The sequence below is a fragment of the Streptomyces sp. SP17BM10 genome, from assembly GCF_036322405.1.
In the GTDB taxonomy this organism is placed as follows: Bacteria; Actinomycetota; Actinomycetes; order Streptomycetales; family Streptomycetaceae; genus Kitasatospora.
The window spans coordinates 38988-54500 of sequence record NZ_JAQYXB010000576.1; the positions used below are offsets into that span (position 1 = coordinate 38988).

16 protein-coding genes, 2 pseudogenes and 1 riboswitch are annotated in these 15513 nt (G+C 74.8%); of the genes and pseudogenes, 10 read left to right on the forward strand and 8 right to left on the reverse strand.

Annotated features, from left to right (window positions below; translation table 11 throughout):
• Positions 1-5: 5 nt before the first annotated feature.
• Entirely contained in the window at positions 6-782 is a 777-nt protein-coding gene (locus tag PUR71_RS16355; protein WP_329927719.1) for an SDR family oxidoreductase, read from the reverse strand.
• A 181-nt stretch (positions 783-963) separates the two neighbouring features.
• Here PUR71_RS16355 and PUR71_RS16360 point away from each other — a divergent pair, with 181 nt between their 5' ends.
• Positions 964-1815 (forward strand): helix-turn-helix transcriptional regulator, encoded by an 852-nt coding sequence (locus tag PUR71_RS16360; protein ID WP_329927720.1) that lies wholly within the window; start codon positions 964-966, stop codon positions 1813-1815.
• Here PUR71_RS16360 and PUR71_RS16365 read toward each other — a convergent pair.
• Positions 1734-2714 (reverse strand): LysR family transcriptional regulator, encoded by a 981-nt coding sequence (locus PUR71_RS16365; RefSeq protein WP_329927721.1) that lies wholly within the window; start codon positions 2712-2714, stop codon positions 1734-1736. The two genes, PUR71_RS16360 and PUR71_RS16365, sit on opposite strands and share 82 nt — an antisense overlap.
• A gap of 116 nt (positions 2715-2830) precedes the next feature.
• Between PUR71_RS16365 and PUR71_RS16370 the strand changes: the two genes are divergently transcribed.
• The 5 genes and pseudogenes from PUR71_RS16370 (at position 2831) to PUR71_RS16380 (ending at position 6637) form a co-directional block, all read left to right on the forward strand.
• Positions 2831-3232, forward strand: a complete 402-nt coding sequence (locus PUR71_RS16370; RefSeq protein WP_329927722.1) for a nuclear transport factor 2 family protein — start codon at positions 2831-2833, stop codon at positions 3230-3232.
• A 60-nt stretch (positions 3233-3292) separates the two neighbouring features.
• Complete coding sequence (locus tag PUR71_RS16375; protein ID WP_329927723.1) at positions 3293-4636, forward strand: alpha/beta hydrolase family protein; 1344 nt, start codon at positions 3293-3295, stop codon at positions 4634-4636.
• Between the two features lie 103 nt (positions 4637-4739).
• A pseudogene (locus tag PUR71_RS41310) lies at positions 4740-5006 on the forward strand (amidase family protein); the annotation flags it as partial.
• A 17-nt stretch (positions 5007-5023) separates the two neighbouring features.
• Positions 5024-5508 (forward strand): annotated as a pseudogene (locus PUR71_RS41315) (amidase family protein).
• 55 nt (positions 5509-5563) lie between these two features.
• Complete coding sequence (locus PUR71_RS16380; RefSeq protein ID WP_329927724.1) at positions 5564-6637, forward strand: NB-ARC domain-containing protein; 1074 nt, start codon at positions 5564-5566, stop codon at positions 6635-6637.
• Positions 6638-6816: 179 nt separating this feature from the next.
• On the opposite strand, the gene PUR71_RS16385 is transcribed toward PUR71_RS16380, so the two are convergent.
• Positions 6817-7308 carry a hypothetical protein gene (locus PUR71_RS16385; protein ID WP_329927725.1) on the reverse strand — a complete coding sequence of 164 codons (492 nt, stop codon included), beginning with the start codon at positions 7306-7308 and terminating at the stop codon, positions 6817-6819.
• A gap of 25 nt (positions 7309-7333) precedes the next feature.
• Complete coding sequence (locus PUR71_RS16390) at positions 7334-7747, reverse strand: hypothetical protein (RefSeq protein ID WP_329927726.1); 414 nt, start codon at positions 7745-7747, stop codon at positions 7334-7336.
• A 447-nt stretch (positions 7748-8194) separates the two neighbouring features.
• A riboswitch (SAM riboswitch) is annotated at positions 8195-8337 on the forward strand.
• A 197-nt stretch (positions 8338-8534) separates the two neighbouring features.
• Between PUR71_RS16390 and PUR71_RS16395 the strand changes: the two genes are divergently transcribed.
• Positions 8535-9248, forward strand: coding sequence for an IclR family transcriptional regulator (locus tag PUR71_RS16395; RefSeq protein ID WP_329927727.1), 714 nt, complete (start codon positions 8535-8537; stop codon positions 9246-9248).
• A gap of 86 nt (positions 9249-9334) precedes the next feature.
• On the opposite strand, the gene PUR71_RS16400 is transcribed toward PUR71_RS16395, so the two are convergent.
• The 3 genes from PUR71_RS16400 to PUR71_RS16410 all read right to left on the reverse strand — a co-directional run bounded on the left by PUR71_RS16400 (position 9335) and on the right by PUR71_RS16410 (position 12212).
• A complete protein-coding gene (locus PUR71_RS16400; RefSeq protein WP_329927728.1) occupies positions 9335-10588 on the reverse strand; it encodes a threonine/serine exporter family protein in 1254 nt (417 codons plus the stop codon).
• Between the two features lie 66 nt (positions 10589-10654).
• Complete coding sequence (locus PUR71_RS16405; RefSeq protein WP_329927729.1) at positions 10655-11161, reverse strand: mycothiol transferase; 507 nt, start codon at positions 11159-11161, stop codon at positions 10655-10657.
• A 109-nt stretch (positions 11162-11270) separates the two neighbouring features.
• A complete protein-coding gene (locus tag PUR71_RS16410) occupies positions 11271-12212 on the reverse strand; it encodes a TIGR01777 family oxidoreductase (protein ID WP_329927730.1) in 942 nt (313 codons plus the stop codon).
• Positions 12213-12387: 175 nt separating this feature from the next.
• On the opposite strand from PUR71_RS16410, the gene PUR71_RS16415 reads away from it, so the two are divergent.
• The 3 genes from PUR71_RS16415 (at position 12388) to PUR71_RS16425 (ending at position 14790) form a co-directional block, all read left to right on the forward strand.
• Positions 12388-13026 carry a PadR family transcriptional regulator gene (locus PUR71_RS16415; protein ID WP_329927731.1) on the forward strand — a complete coding sequence of 213 codons (639 nt, stop codon included), beginning with the start codon at positions 12388-12390 and terminating at the stop codon, positions 13024-13026.
• On the forward strand, positions 13023-14525 hold the full coding sequence (locus PUR71_RS16420; protein ID WP_329927732.1) for an FAD-dependent monooxygenase: 1503 nt from the start codon (positions 13023-13025) through the stop codon (positions 14523-14525). The genes PUR71_RS16415 and PUR71_RS16420 overlap by 4 nt, the downstream gene beginning before the upstream one ends.
• A 73-nt stretch (positions 14526-14598) precedes the next feature.
• Positions 14599-14790 (forward strand): hypothetical protein, encoded by a 192-nt coding sequence (locus tag PUR71_RS16425; protein WP_329927733.1) that lies wholly within the window; start codon positions 14599-14601, stop codon positions 14788-14790.
• Between the two features lie 84 nt (positions 14791-14874).
• Here the strand turns inward: PUR71_RS16425 and PUR71_RS16430 are convergent, their stop codons facing one another.
• Positions 14875-15477, reverse strand: a complete 603-nt coding sequence (locus PUR71_RS16430; RefSeq protein WP_329927734.1) for an ester cyclase — start codon at positions 15475-15477, stop codon at positions 14875-14877.
• Between the last annotated feature and the right edge of the window lie 36 nt (positions 15478-15513).

Below are 15513 nucleotides of genomic sequence, written 5' to 3' on the forward strand. Positions count from 1 at the left end.
CGGGCTCAGCCGGGCTGCCCGGTCGGCATGATGGTGACCTGCTGCAGGTTGGCCCGCGGCGGCAGGGCGGCCAGGAAGCCGATCGTCTCGGCGACGTCCTGGGGCGTGAGCCACTCCATCGTCTCCTGCGAGTCCGCCAGCCACTGCTGCACGCCCGCGTCGGTGACGTGGTCCTGCAGCTCCGTGCCGACGATGCCCGGCTCGATCGCCGACACCCGCACGTGCTTCGCGCCCAGTTCGGCCCGCAGGTGGCGGGAGAGGTGGGAGACGTACGCCTTGGAGGCGGAGTAGACGGCGAAGGTGGGGAAGATGTTCTGGGCGGCGATCGAGGACGTGTTGATCAGGTCGGCGACGCCGCGCTCGGCGGCGGCCGTGACCAGCTGGGTCGTGAACGCGCCGATCACGTTCATCAGGCCGCCGATGTTCAGGTCGATCTGCCGCTGCCACTGGTCGGTGGCCAGGCCCTCGACCGGCGCCGGGAGCATCACCCCGGCGTTGTTGAACAGCAGGTCGGCGGTGCCCAGTTCGGCCTCGACCCGCGCGGCGGCGGCCCGCACCGCGGCGGCGTCGGTGACGTCGACGGCGATCGCCAGCGCGGAGCCGCCCTCCTTGCGGATCCGGGCGACCAGGTCGTCCAGCCGGTCCGCGCGCCGGGCCAGCACGGCGACCTCCGCGCCGAGCGCGGCCAGCTTCTCGGCGGTGGCCTCGCCGATCCCGCTGGAGGCGCCGGTGACGACCGCGACCCGGCCGGCGAGGGACTGGACAGGGGTGTGAGAAGGCATGCGAATGCACCTTTGAGGTAAGGGGATCGGAGTCCTGCTCGGCCGGTCTCCGCCGGCCGCACCACCATCAGACCACCGCCGGACGCCTCCGGAAGCGCCGTACCAGGCCCGCCCGGACCAGGTACTGGCAGGGCCACCTTCCGCCCGCCCGCGGCCGCCGCCGCTGCCCGACAATGGGGTCATGGACCGCAGCAGCGAGCTCGCCGACTTCCTCCGCTCCCGCCGGGCCCGGATCACCCCGGAGCGGGCCGGACTGCCCGCCGGGAGCCGGGCGCGCCGGGTGCCCGGCCTGCGCCGGGACGAGGTCGCCCGGCTGGCCGGGATGAGCACCGAGTACTACACCCGCCTCGAACAGGGTCGCTCCGGCCGCCCGTCCGTCGAGGTGGTCGACGCGCTCTCGCGCGCGCTCCGGCTCGACCCCGTCGAGCGCGAACACCTCGACGACCTGCTCGCCCGCCCCGGGGGTGCCCCCCGCCAGAGCGGGGCCGCACCCCAACGCGTCCGCCCGGGGCTGCACTTGATGCTGCAGACCCTGGAACACGTGCCCGCCTTCGTGATCGGCCGACGCACCGACGTGCTCGCCGCCAACCGGCTGGCCCGCGAGGTGCTCACCGACTTCGACGCGCTCCCGGCCACCCAGCGCAACCTCGCCCGCTACTACCTGCTCGACCCGGCCGCGCGCGACAAGGTCGGCGACTGGCCCCGGATCGCCGCCGAGACCGTCGCGATCCTGCGCCTGGAGGCCGGCCGCCACCCCGCCGACCGCCGCCTCGCCGACCTGGTCGGCGAACTCACCCTGCGCTGCCCAGAGTTCACCACCTGGTGGAACGACCACAAGGTGTTGCGCCGCACCCACGGCAGCAAGTCCTACGTGCACCCCGAGGTCGGCGAACTCCACTTCGCGTACGAGTCCCTCCAGCCCCCGGGCGACCCCGACCAGACCCTGTGCGTCTACAACGTCGAACCGGGCTCGCCCACCGCCGACGCCCTGCGTCTCCTGGCCAGCTGGACCGCCGACCCGGCCCCGCGCTGACCCGCCGGTCCGGCCGGACGGGGAGCTCGGCGTCCGCGGCCGGCGAGGACGCGGAACGCTCGCGCGGGCGCCGGCAGCGGGCGGCCGCGCCGCCACGCGAGGCCGACGGTGCGATGGGCGTCGGCGGCGGTGAGCGGGACGGTCTCGATCCCCGGGTGGCCGGCCACGGCCCCGGCCGGGACGAGGGCCGCCCCCCGCCTGGCCGCGACCAGGTCCAGGATCCCGGCGACGGTGTCCGCCTCCGCGGCGACCGAGGCCGTCACCCCGGACCGGTGGAAGACGCCGCAGGTGACCTCCCGCAGCCCGACGTCCTGACGCATGATCACGAACCCGCCGTCGGTCAGCTCGGACACGCCGACCCCGGCCCGTCCGGCCAACCGGTGCCCGGCCGGGACGGCGAGCACCAGCCGCTCCTCGGCGAGCGGCAGCCAGCCGTACCCGGGCGGGGACGGCTGCGGGCCCGTGAGCGCGAGGTCGACCGCGCCGACGGCCAGCAGGTCGAGCACGGCCGCCGCCGAGCCCTCGCGCACGTCGACGGCGTGGCCGGGCGCGTGATCCCGGTAGGCGGTGAGGAGCTCCGGCAGCAGCCACGACCCCAGCGAGTGCGCGCAGGCCAGGCGCAGCGGCTCGGCCGGCGCCGGGAGCAGCGCCGCGATCCGGTCCTGCGCCGACTCCAGTTCGTCGAGGGCGCGTTGGGCGTGCCGCCGGTACACCCGGCCGGCCTGGTTGAGCCGCAGCCGGTTGCGGTCCCGGTCGAACAGCTGCGTGCCGAGGTGCCGTTCGAGCCGGACGATCGCGCGGGACAACGTCGGCTGGGTGGTGCCGACGAGCGCGGCCGCATCGGTGACGTGTTCGGTCTCGGCGACGGCCAGGAACCAGCGCAGCTCTTCCGTGATCATCCGGACATTATGCGCGCGGCGCATGGTCCGCCGTCGCGGACGGCATTTCCGTTCGCTCTCGGCCCTCGGCGAGGCTCGGTACCGGCAAGCCCACCCCGCGATGGAGGTCCACCACCATGTCCGTTCCCGCCGCCCCCGGCACCGACGAGCGCCTCGCCCTGGCCGACCGCTTCCGCCTCGGCCTCACCACGGCCGACTGGGCGCTGATCCGCTCGCTGCTCACCGACGACGTCGTGTGGACGCTGCCCGGTGACAACACCGTCTCCGGCCAGGTCCGCGGCGTCGACGCCGTGATCGAGCGGATCCGCCTCATCGCCTCCTACGGCGTCCACTTCGACGTCCGGCGCACCCTGCTCAGCCGCGACAACCTCGCCCTGTCCCTGCACAACACGGCCGAGCGCGACGGGCGGGTGCTCGACGAGCACCTGGCCACGGTGTGCTTCCTGCGCGGGGAGCGGATCGGCGCGATCGAGACCTACGTGTCGGACGTCCCGGGCATGAACGCGTTCTTCGTGTGACGGCTGTCCTCCGAGAGCCGTCTTTGCGACGCGGCGGGCGGCGTGGGTAGGTTACGCGTCATGGCAGCCCGGCTCCCGTCGATGCGCCGGAGCGCCGCCCGTCTCCTGACCGCGCTCCTGACCGCGCTCCCGCTCACGCTGCCCGTCGCCCTGTCGCCGGCCCGCGCGTCCGCCTCCTCACCGGATCCGGCTCGCACCGAGGTCACGTTCCAGGGCGGCGACGGGCTCACCCTGCACGGAACCGTCCTGGAACCGGCCGGACACCACGACGCCCTGCCCGGCATCGTCCTGATCGGTGGCGGCGGACCCGGCCCGCGCGAGGACTACCTCCCGGAGGCGCAGGCCTTCGCGCGGGCCGGCATCGCCACCCTCGTCTACGACAAGCGCACCACCGGCTACTCCACCCTGCACCGGGACTTCGGCCTCCTCGCCGACGACGCCGCCGCCGGTCTGGAAGTGCTGCGCTCCCACCCGGGCGTCCGGCCGGGCGCCGTCGGCCTCTGGGGCTTCAGCGAGGGCGGCTGGGTGGCGCCGTTGGTCGCCAACCGCTCCACCGACGCCGCCTTCGTCATCACCATCGGCGGCCCGGGCCTCACACCCCTGCGCACCCAGCTCTGGGGCCTCGACACCCACCTCGCCCACCGCGGCGCCCCCGCCTCGCTGCGCCGCGCCGTCGACGGCCCGTTCACCCGGCTGCTCGGCGCGGCCGGCGTGTTCCCCGAGGGCGAGCACGACCCGCTGCCCGCCCTGGACCACCTGCGCCAACCGGTACTGGCCCTGTGGGGCGAGCACGACGGCATCGTCCCGCCGAAGGAGAGCGCCGAGATCTTCCGGCGCGAGCTCGCCGGCGCCGGCAACGAGCACGCCACCATCGGTTTCGTCCCCGGGGCCGGCCACACCGGCCGCCGCACGACGGACGGCGTGGACGGCCCCGGCTACCTCGACGCGATGACGGCCTGGACGAGCCAGGTCGTCGAGGGCCGCCCGCCCCGGTCCACCACCGCCGAGCCCCCGGCACAGACGGTGGCGAGCCGGGCGACGAACACGGGCCCGTGGTACGAGTCGGCGCCCGTCCAGTGGGCGGCGGGGCTCCTCATCCTGGTGGGCTTCCTCGGAGGAGCGCTGGAACAGCGTGGCCGGGTGGCCCGCTGGCTGTGTGGCCTCGGCACGGCCACGGTGGTCGGTGCCCCGGCGTACGTAGCGTTCGTCTTCGCCACCAACGCGGAGAGCACGGGCGTCGAACTCCTCTGGCGGCTGCTCCAGGCGACGGCCGTCACGGTCGTGGCCCTGACGGCGACACTGGCCGCGACGGCATGGCGCACCCGCACCGCGCCGCCGGCCCTGCTCGCGGCGGGCGCGCTGTTCGTCCCGTGGGCGCTGAGCTGGCGGCTGGTCCCGGCATGACGACGGCCTGAGCGGGTGGTACGGCCCTCGACCCGTGCGAGTGCGAAGGAGACGACCCCATGCCCGATCCGGGACCGGCGGGCCGGGCCCCGCGCACGAGGCCGTGTCCGCCGCGCTCGGCCGGGCCGCCGCCGTCGGGCACCTCAACGCGTTCATCACGCTGGACGCCGGGAAGGCGCTCGCGGAGGCGGCCCGCCGTGACGCGCGCGGCGGCCGGGAGGCGTGGTGCCTAGTCGTCAAGGACACCATCCACGTTGCCGGCCTGCCCAACTCCGCGGGCACACCCGCGCTCACCGGCTTCGTCCCGGGCGCCGACGCGCCCGTGGTCGCGGCGCTGCGGGCCGCGGGCGCGATCGTCCTGGGCAAGACGAACATGCACGACTCTCCTTGGGCGCCACCTCGTGCAACCACACCTTCGGCGCCGTCGGCAACGCCGCCGACCCGGCCCTGTTCGCGGGCGGCAGCAGCGGCGGGACGGCCGCCGCGGTGGCCGCGGGGATCGCCGCGGCCGGACTGGGCACGGACACCGGCGGTTCGGTCACCATCCCGGCCGCGCTCACGGCGTCTACGGCCTGCGCCCCAGCGCCGGGCGCTATCCCTCGGCGGGCGTCACGCCGCTGTCCACCACCCGGGACACCCCGGGGTTCCTGGCCCGCACCCTGGACCGGATCATCGCGCTGGACACCTTCGTCACCGGGGAGAGCGGCCTCCCGGGCGACCCCGGCCGCCGACTCCGGTTCGGCCTGCCGAGGCACGTGTTCACCGAGGACCTCGAGGAGCCGGTCCGCACCGCCTGGCCAGAGACGGTGGGCGAGGGCCTGAGGTGCGGAACGCTCCCCCCGACGTGGCCCGGAAGGTGCAGGGCGGCCTGAACGGCCTGAGCCCGCGGTAGGCCGGATGTCGGACCGGCCGCCTACACTCCACCCCGTGAAGCAGGACGAGCGTACGGGCGCGCCGGATCCGGCCGACGCGGCCGATCTGGCCGAGTTCATCCGGGCGTTGGAGCGGCTGCGGCTCTGGGCCGGCGGCCCGTCGCTCCGGGCGCTCGCCAAGCGGGTCGGCCCGCTGCTGCGCCCGCCGCAGCCCGTCTCCCACACCACCGTCGCCGACGTGTTCAAGCCGGACCGCCGCCGCCTCGACCCGGACCTCGTCCTGGCCGTCGTCCGGGCACTCGGCGCCGGCGAGGCGGACGCGGCCCGCTGGCGCGCGGCCTGCACCCGGGTGCACGCCGACGCGCGGGCCTGCGGCCCGGTCGGCGTCCTGCGGCAACTGCCCGCCGACCTCGCGACGTTCACCGGCCGCGAGCGGGAACTCGCCTGGCTCGTACGGCACTTCGCCAGCGGCGCCGCGGTCGTCTCGACGATCGATGGCCCGGCCGGGATCGGCAAGACCCAGCTCGCCCTGCACGCCGCACACCACCTCGTCCGGGCCGGCCGCTGCGCCGACGTCCAGCTGTACGTCGACCTGCGCGGCTGCGACCCCGAGCACCCGCCGGCCGACCCCAGTACCGTACTCGGCATGTTCCTACGGCAGTTGGAGGTCCCCGCGCACCGCGTCCCGACCGTCCCGGCCGAGCGCGCGGCGCTGTTCCGGGAGCGGATGCACGGCAAGCGGGCCGTCGTCGTGCTCGACGACGCGGCCACCGCCACCCAGGTCCGGGACCTCCTCCCGGCCTCCCCGACCTGCCTGGTGCTGATCACCAGCCGACACGAACTGACCGGCCTGGAGGGCGTCGCGCCGCACCGACTGGGCGCCTTCACCGAGGAGGAGGCACTGCTGCTCCTGACGAGAGTGGTGGGCGCGAGCCGGGTGGCCGCCGAGCACGAGGCCGCCGAACGCATCGTCCAGGCCTGCGGATACGCCCCCGGAGCCGTATCGGCCGTCGCGGCCCGCCTGCGATCGAGACCGGCCTGGCGCCTCGCCGACCTGGACCGTCGCCTGAGCCGCCCCCCGACCGGAGACCGCCCGACGCCCGCCCATCGGGCCGTCGGCATGGCATAGAGACCACCTGGTCCAGCAGTTCCTGCTGGACCTGCTGGTCGGGACGGCCCGCGCCGCGCTCGGCCGACCTCGGCACGGCGGGCGTCGTTCGTCGACGACGGCGAGTGCGGCGCCTGAGGGACGTGGGACGCGGCGAGGCCCGTCGGGCCCCGCGCCTTCGGCCGGATCCGCGACGGCCCCTATGCGGACGGGGTGCGGAAGATCTTGGTGAAGCTGTCCAGGGTGCCCCCGTTGGCGGTGAAGCCGAGGTAGGCCGCGCCGGTGGCGGCGAGGCAGAGGAGGACGCCGAGGTAGGTGCCGACGTCGGCGCCGGCGTCGATGAAGGCGGACTCGCCGACCGGGATCGACGGGTAGGTGAGCCAGCGGAGCAGGACGATGACGGTGGCGACCGCCGCGAGGACGAGGTTGGTGACGTGGCCCTGGCGGGCCGGGAGGCCGCGGCCGATGGCGGGGAGGGCGGCCATGATGCCCACGGCCACGAGGACGATCACCGGGATCCAGGCGCCGGCGCCCACGTCCCAGGCGTTGCCGCTCGCCGCGTACCGGGTGAGCAGGCCCGTGGCGCCCGACTTCTCGGTGACGGTGTACCAGGGGAGGAAACTGTCGATGAACGCGATCACGCCGATGGCGGCGAGTGCTCCGGACTGGACGCTGATCTTGACGGGCTGCACGGCTCCGACCCTTCTCTCGTGGGGTTCAGTTGACGTTTTGGGGTCCTTGCCCGGGCACCAGTTCGCACGGGCTCCGGTTGCCGTCGGTGAAGGAGCCGGGCCCGACGAACCAGCTGCACCACGTGGAGGCCTCGCGCAGGACGAAGGTCTTCGTCTCGCTCCCGCCGGTGTCCCCGCCGCAGGCGTCGGCCCGCAGCGTGCCCGTCGTCCACCCGGCCGCGCCCGCGTCGGTGATGAAGGCCACGTAGGCGGTCTGGCCGACCGAGAACGTGGTCGAGGCCCCGGTGATCCGCTGATTCCCGGTGCCGAAGCCCGTACCGGTCGCGAGGTCCTGCACGCCGTCGTGGGCCTGGCCCGTGCCGGACGAGCGGGCCGCGGCGGCGCACAGCGCCACGTCGACCACCCCCGACCGCACGACCGGACCCTGGCGACCGTTCATGTGCTCGCCCTCCCGCTCGGGGACGGTCGGGAAGGACCGTCGGTCAAACGGTAGAGCTCCGGTCGCGGCGGCGTGAGGGATATGCGAAGTCGTGGCACTGCCGCTTCGAAACCGTGACAGATGTCCGGATCCGCGACGCCGGCGACTCGATTCAGAACAGGAGTCGCGGTGATCGTCCTTAACAAGAAAGGACTTTGACGGTCCGACAGATCTGTGGTCGACGCTCAGGACGGGCGCCGGCGAGCCCGCGGAGGTCGGCGGGCTCGCGGTGGCCGCCCCCGTCATCCCGGCCGCCCGCGCCGCGTCGACGTCGACGGGGGAGCCCCGTCGGCCGGGCCCGGCGGGAGCCGTGCTGCCACGAACCGCCGGGACGCGGGGCGGGGGAGGGAAGGGGAGGGCGGGGGGAGGTTTGGCGGGCGGCCCCGGGAATCTTGTATCGTTCCTCGCGAATCATCCAGAGGGGTGGAGGGACCGGCCCTACGAAGCCCCGGCAACTCCCCGTTCGACCCGGCGTCCGAAGTACGCGCCGTGCCGTCCGGGATCAGTGCCAACTCCGGCCTGTCGCCAACGTGGCGCGGGAAAGATGAGGAGACACGGTGCTCTCTGTGCTGTCCTTCGCCCGGGCGCTTCCCGCCCCGGCCCTTCCGCGTACCCGTCTCGTGCCCGGCGCAGGCATCCGGCCGACTTCTCCGGCCCGTTCTCGCTGACCACCCCCCCGCTCCCCGCGGGGAGCCCCCGCGGGCCGGACCACCCACCGGCCGCGGATTCGAGACTGGAGTACCCATCCATGGAGCTCACGAGCGGCGTCGGCGTGCTCGACAAGGCCACCGCGATCCTCGCCACCCTGGAGTCCGGGCCCACCACCCTGGCCGGGCTCGCCGCCGCCACCGGCCTGGCGCGCCCCACCGCGCACCGGCTCGCCGTCGCGCTGGAACACCACCGGCTGGTCACCAGGGACCTGCAGGGCCGGTTCGTCCTGGGCCCCCGGCTGGCCGAGCTGTCGGCGGCGGCGGGGGAGGACCGGCTGCTGGCGGCCGCCGGGTCGGTGCTCGTGCACCTGCGGGACGTCACCGGCGAGAGCGCCCAGCTGTACCGCCGTCAGGGCGAGGTCCGGATCTGCGTGGCCGTCGCGGAGCGGCTCTCCGGTCTGCGCGACACCGTGCCGGTGGGGGTGACGCTCCCGATGAAGGTCGGGGCCGCCGCCCAGATCCTGCTCGCCTGGGAGGAGCCGGAGCGCCTGCACCGGGGGCTCCAGGGGGCGCGCTTCACGGCCACGGCCCTCAGCGGCGTACGGCGTCGGGGCTGGGCGCAGTCCATCGGCGAGCGCGAGCTCGGGGTCGCCTCCGTGTCGGCGCCGGTGCGCGGGCCGTCCAACCGGGTGGTGGCCGCGGTCACCGTCTCCGGCCCGATCGAACGGCTCACCCGGCACCCGGGGGCACGCCTGTCCCAGGCCGTCATCGAGGCGGCGAACCACCTCACCGAGGCGCTGCGCCACCCGTGACCGGCCTGGTCGGTTCTCCGGGCGGGTCGATCGACCCGCCCGGAGAACCGGCTCAGAACCCGGCTCGGAGCCGGCTGTGAACCGGCTCAGACCCGGGCGGCCGGGGTGAGGAGCGCCGGACGGGGAACGCGGCTGATCACCGAGCCGATCAGGGTGCCGATCGACACCCCGAAGACCGCCGAGACCGCCGCCAGCACCGACTGGGCCCCGTTGCCCACCTCGATCTGGGCGGTGTTCAGCAGGCCGAAGGAGCCCGGCACGACGATCCAGAACGCGGGCAGGTAGAGCACCTGCCACAGCGGCCCGCCGGGCAGCCAGTGCACCAGGGTGGCGGCGACCGCGGCGGAGACCGCCCCGGCCAGGCCGCCGATCGCCGCGCCGTGCTCGGAGCCGACGACGACCTGGACGGTGACGCTCACCGCGATCACCGCGACGATCCACGGGACGGCGCTCGGCGGGGTGTTCACGTTGATCACGACACCCGCGACGGCGATCGCCAGGCCCAGCCCGATCACCCACCAACTCGGCTTGGCCACCTGGACGTTGGCCAGCGCGGAGGCGGGCATGCCGATCGCGGTGGCGGCCGCGGCCACCCCGGCGAGGAACAGCGCGAGCTGCACCGCCCCGGACACCAGGCGGGCCGTCCCGGCGCTGGCCGAGCCCGCGGCGATCTCCGACAGGCCGGTGACCAGCAGCCCGCCCGGCAGCAGGATCGCCAGCGTGGCGACGATCGTCCGCAGCGGGCCGTCCAGCAGCGAGGCCCGCGCGAGCGCCAGGACGAGCAACGCGACGAGGAACCCGGCGGTGACGGGCAGCAGCGGCCGCAGCGACGGCAGCCGCCGCGCGAGCACGGTCAGCCCCGCGACGACCAGCGAACCGGCGCCCGCCGCCAGCACGTTCGCGGCGACCGGCTGCAGGAACATGCACACCCCGACCCCGACCGGCAGCGCCCCGAGGTCCGCCACCCACGCCGGCCAGCGGGCCGGCGCCCGCCGGATCGCGTCCAGCTCGGCGAGCGCCCGGGGCCCGTCGAGCCCGCCGGCGCGCAGCCGGTGCACCAGGTGGAGGACGTCGGCCGTCTGCTCGAAGCGCAGCGCGGCGCCGACGGGCCGGAACGCGGTGGCGTCGTCCGCGCCGAGCGAGACGAACAGCCCGTTGGTGAGGGCGGCGACCCGCACCCCGGGTGCCCCCAGCGCCCGCCCCAGGCCGTGGAGTTCCTCCTCGACGTCGTGGACGGGCAGACCGCCGCCCAGGAGGGCGTCGCCCAGGTCGAGCAGGAGGCGGCGGAGCGGGTCGGGCGGGGCGGCGGTGTCCCGGACCGAGGGAGACGTGCTTGACATGGCACGTATCGTCCCATCCCACCCGATTCGGCCCGACCGTGCCCCGGGCCGTCCGGTTCCGCGCTGCTAGCCCCCGCCCAGCAGTCCGCGCACGTAGGCCGCCTGGCCGACGTGCTGGAGGTCGTCCGAGATCACGCTGATCAGCCGCACCCCGAGGGTGACCGGCGGGTCCCACGACTCGTCGACGATCCGCGCGAGGGCGGGGCCGTTCAGTCTGCGCACGTAGTCGACCGTCCGGGCGTGGACGGCCTCGTGGTAGCCCAGCAGCAGATCGGCGGTGGCAATCACCCTGGCGACCTGCGCGGGCCGGTGACCGTAGCCGGTGGCCGCCGCGGCGAACGGGAGGGCGAATCGCTCTGCCCAGCCCTCCGCCGTCCACGTCTGCTCGCGGTCGGCGGCGTCGGCGAGGTGGTCGTCCTGGATCCTGGTGAGGTGCCAGACCAGCCAGGCGATCGAGTTGGCCGAGTCCCGCACCCGGAACGCGAGCTGCTCGGGGGAGAGCCCGTCGACGACGCCGGCGACCTCCTCCCGGATCCGGCCGAACGTGTCCACCAGGAGATCGGCGCTGGTCACACCCGTCACTGTCGCCTCCACTCGGGGTCCTGCGCCGCTCGGGCGCCCCAACGAGCATGTCCCGTCACGGGTGCGCCAGCCACTCGGGGTCGCCCGGGGGCCGGGGCCCTCAGCGCCCGCGCAGCCGCCGCACCAGGTCGCGGGCGGCCTGCGGCCAGTCCGGGCGCTCGAAGGCGAAGCCCGCCTCCAGCAGTCTGGCCGGCACGACGCGGCGGCTCTTCAGCAGCAGCTCGCTCTCCGAGCGCAGTGCGAAGGCGCCGAGCTCGGCCATCCAGCGCGTGGCGGGCAGGGCGAGCGGCATGCCCCAGGCCGCCCGCAGCTCGCGCATGAACTCGCGCTGGGGCAGCGGGTGCGGGGCGGCGAGGTTGACCGGGCCGGCGAGGTCGTCCCGGGCGACGAGGAACTCGACGGCGCGGACGAAGTCCCGCGCGTGGATCCAGGACACGTACTGCGCGCCGCCCGCGATCGGCCCGCCGGCGCCCAGCCGGGCCAGCCAGGAGAGCGAGTCGAACGCGCCGCCGCGCTCCGGCCCGAGCACGACGGCGGTGCGCAGCGCGAGGCGGCGGGTGCCCGGGGTGTCGGCCCCGGCCTGGGCGTCCTCCCAGGCCCGGGCGATGTCGATGCTGTAGCGCCAGGACGCCGGGGCGTCGGGCTCGGCGCCGCCTATCACGCCGTGGAGCTCGTCGTTGGGCGCGTCGTGGCGGTGGGCGTAGACGGTGGCGGTGCTCATCTGGAGCCAGACGGCGGGCGGGCGGCCGGCGGCGGCGATCGCCCGGCCGACGGCCCGGGTGGAGAGCACCCGGGAGTCCATCATGGCCTGCCGGTTCTCCTCGGTGTAGCGGCAGTTGACGCTGCGCCCGGCGAGGTTGAGCACCACGTCGCTGCCGTCGACCTCGGTGGCCCAGGCCCCGAGGTGCCGCCCGTCCCACCAGACCTGACGGGGTCCGTGGGGCCGGCGGCTGAGGATGACGACGTGGTGCCCGGCGGCCGTCAGACGTCGGTCGAGCAGGGTGCCGAGCGCGCCGGAGCCGCCGGGTATGACGATCTTCATGACTTCCCCCTGGTCCCTGATCCCTGATCCCCGATCACGGGCTTCGAGCGTAGCGCCTCAATTGAACGCGTTCAAATATGCTCCGTCGGAGATGTTCGCCTTCACTTCGAGTAGCCGGATCCGTATAGTCGGATCCGGCTACTAGGAACCGACCAGAGATTGGCGGAACATGTCGATGGCGAAGCGAAGGATCTCCAACACGCTGGCCCTGGCCGTGCTGGGCCTGCTGCAGGAGCGGCCGATGCACCCGTACGAGATGGCATCCACCCTGCGGGAGCGGCACAAGGACAGCAGCTTCAAGGTCAACTCCGGCTCGCTGTACGACACGGTCGAGTCGCTCGTGCGGCACGGCTGGATCGAGCCGCAGGAGACCGCGCGCGAGGGCCGCCGGCCGGAGCGCACCGTGTACGCGGTCACCGCCCTGGGGCAGGAGGAGTTCGTCCGCTGGATCGACGAACTGCTGCGCACACCCGTCGCGGAGTACCCGAAGTTCATGGCCGCGGTGTCCTACCTCGGCGCACTCGGCCCGGACGGGGCGGCGCAGGCGCTGTCCGAACGGGCGGAGCACCTGGCCCGGCGGATCGAGGAGACGGGCGCGGTGCTGGCCGGCACGGTCGGCACCGGCGGCGTGCCCCGGCTGTTCATGATCGAGGTCGAGTGCGCGCTGCACGCCTGGGAGGCCGAACTGCTCTGGACGCGGCGGACGATCGCCGAGATCCGCGACGGCAGCCTCGCCTGGCCCAGGGCCGAGCGGACCGAACAGGGCTGGACCTGGTCCGACCCGACCGGCGAGAAGGGGAGCACCACCCCATGACCGAGGTGCTGATCGTGGGAGCCGGCCCCGCCGGCCTGTTACTCGCGAGCGAACTGCGGCTCGCCGGCGTCGACACCGTCGTGCTCGAACGCCACCCGTGGCGGCCGGACCACTGCCGCGGCTTCAACCTCAACGCCCGCGCCCTGGACCTGCTGGCCCGGCGCGGCCTCGCCGAGCGGCTGATCGCCGAGGGGTGGCGGGTGCCGCACGCCGCGTTCTCCGGCCTGCCCGTGACGCTCACCCTCGCGGGCGCGTACACCGGCCACCCGTACTCGCTGGGCATCCCGCAGACCCGGGTCGAGGAGATCCTGGAGCAGCACGCCCTCGACCTGGGTGCCGACATCCGGCGCGGCCACGAACTGCTCACGCTGGAACAGGACTTCGAGTCCGTCACCGCCACCGTGTCCGCCGACGGCTGCGAGTACCGGATCCGGGCCGCGTACCTGGTCGGGTGCGACGGCGGCCGCAGCACCGTCCGCAAGCGGGCCGGCATCGACTTCCCCGGCACGGCGGCGACCCGCTTCTCCCTCCTCGGCGACGTCGAACCCGCCGATCCCCAGGAGCTGCCGTTCGGTGTGAGCACCGGACCCGGCGGCAGCGTGTTCGCGATACCCCGCCCCGGCTACGTCCGGATCATCACCACCGACCGGCACCCGCCGGCCGACCAGGACACGCCCGTCACCCTGGACCTCCTGCAGGCCGCCGTCGACGAGGCGCTCGGCCGTCACGTCGAACTGCGCGCCCCGCGCTGGCTCACCCGCTTCGGCGACGCCGCCCGGCAGGCGGCCGAGTACGTCCGGGGCAGGATCGCCCTCGCCGGGGACGCCGCGCACATCCACCCGCCCGCCGGGGCGATCGGCGTCAACCTCGCCCTGGACGACGCGTTCAACCTCGGCTGGAAGCTCGCCGCCACCGTCCGCGGCACCGCGCCCGCCCACCTGCTCGACACCTACCACGCCGAACGCCACGCCGCCGGCGCGCACGTGCTCGCCAACACCCGGGCCCAGGTGCTGCTCGGCGAACTCGGTGAACTCGGTGAACTCGGCGAACCCGGTGAATCTGACGACCGGTTCGGCCCGCTCACCGACCTGCTCACCCGCGTCGCCCGCCACCCCGCGGGCAACCGCGCCCTCGCCGAGACCGTCACCGGACTGGACACCCGCTACGAGACCGTCCCCGGCACCGGCCATCCATGGCTCGGCCGTCTCGCCCCAGACCTCGCCCTGACCACGGGCGACGGTCGGACCCGCCTCAGCGAACTGCTCGCCCCAGGGCGCGGCGTCCTGCTCGATCTGACGGGAGGAGACACCCTCCGCGCCTCCGCGGCAGGATGGGCGGACCGCGTGGACCTCGTCAGCGCGACCTGCTCCGGCCGGGCCGACGTCCACGCCGTCCTCCTCCGGCCCGACGGCCACACCGCCTGGCTGCGCACCGCCACGCAGGACGCCGATCCCGAAGGGCTCCGGCAGGCGCTCCGACTCTGGTTCGGAGCAGCCTGACCGTCGACGGATCGGACGGCCGTCACCCTTGCGATCCGTCCGGACGGATCGGTGCTCGTGTGCGCCGGAACGGATGTCGCGCTGTTCAGCCCGCCCGCAGGGCGTCGAGCGCTTCCGAACGGTCGCCCTGGACGTCCCGCCCACCCCGGACCTGCCGGCGGTCCGCGCCCTGCTGGAGCACGGCGACGCGGAGGGCCGGTGGGACCGGGAGGAAGGCTGCGTCACCACCGCCTGGGCCGCGCTCGGCGCGGCTGCCGACGACTGACGGCAAGGGGCGGGGCCCGTTCACGCGGCCGCGCTCGACGAGGGCCGGAGCAGGCGGGGACGCCGGCCGACCCGCGCGTCCGGCTCAGCCGCTGACACCCAGCTGGGTCAGCAGCGTCTGGTTGTCCTCGATGTGCCAGTCCTCGACGATCCTGTCGGTGCCGACGTGCTGGATGTCGATGGCGTTGAAGTCGACGCGCCGGCCTGTGCCCCGGACGCCGTTGAAGGTGCCGGTGAAGTGGCCGCGGAACACCAGCCGGGCGGTGATGCGGTCCCCGGCGATCAGGACGTCGGACAGCTCGCAGGTCAGGTCCGGCACGGCGGTGCGGAAGTCCTTCGAGGCGAAGAGCGGGCCGGCCGGGCCCTGCGGGCGGCCCTCGGGCAGGGTGTTGTCCCTGAACTCCGGGGCGACCGCGGCGTCCAGGTACTTCCGCTGCCCGGTGTTCCAGAACGTGTACAGCTGCTGGGCCAGGTGGACCTCCTGGGCCGCGCGCCGGGTGCCGATCGAGCGGTCCACGGTGAGCGACTTCGGCTGGACGAGGTCGGGCGAGCGGTCGACCAGGCGCTGCGGCCAGGCGTGGGTGTCCGCCGGACGGGTGCGGTCGGAGGCGGCGGCGGTGGAGCCGCCGGCGAGGACGGACACCGCCGCGGCGATGGCGGCGGTGCGGATGAAGGTCTGTCGGCGCATGGCGGTTCGTTCCTCGGATCGGTGGAGGGGTGTCGG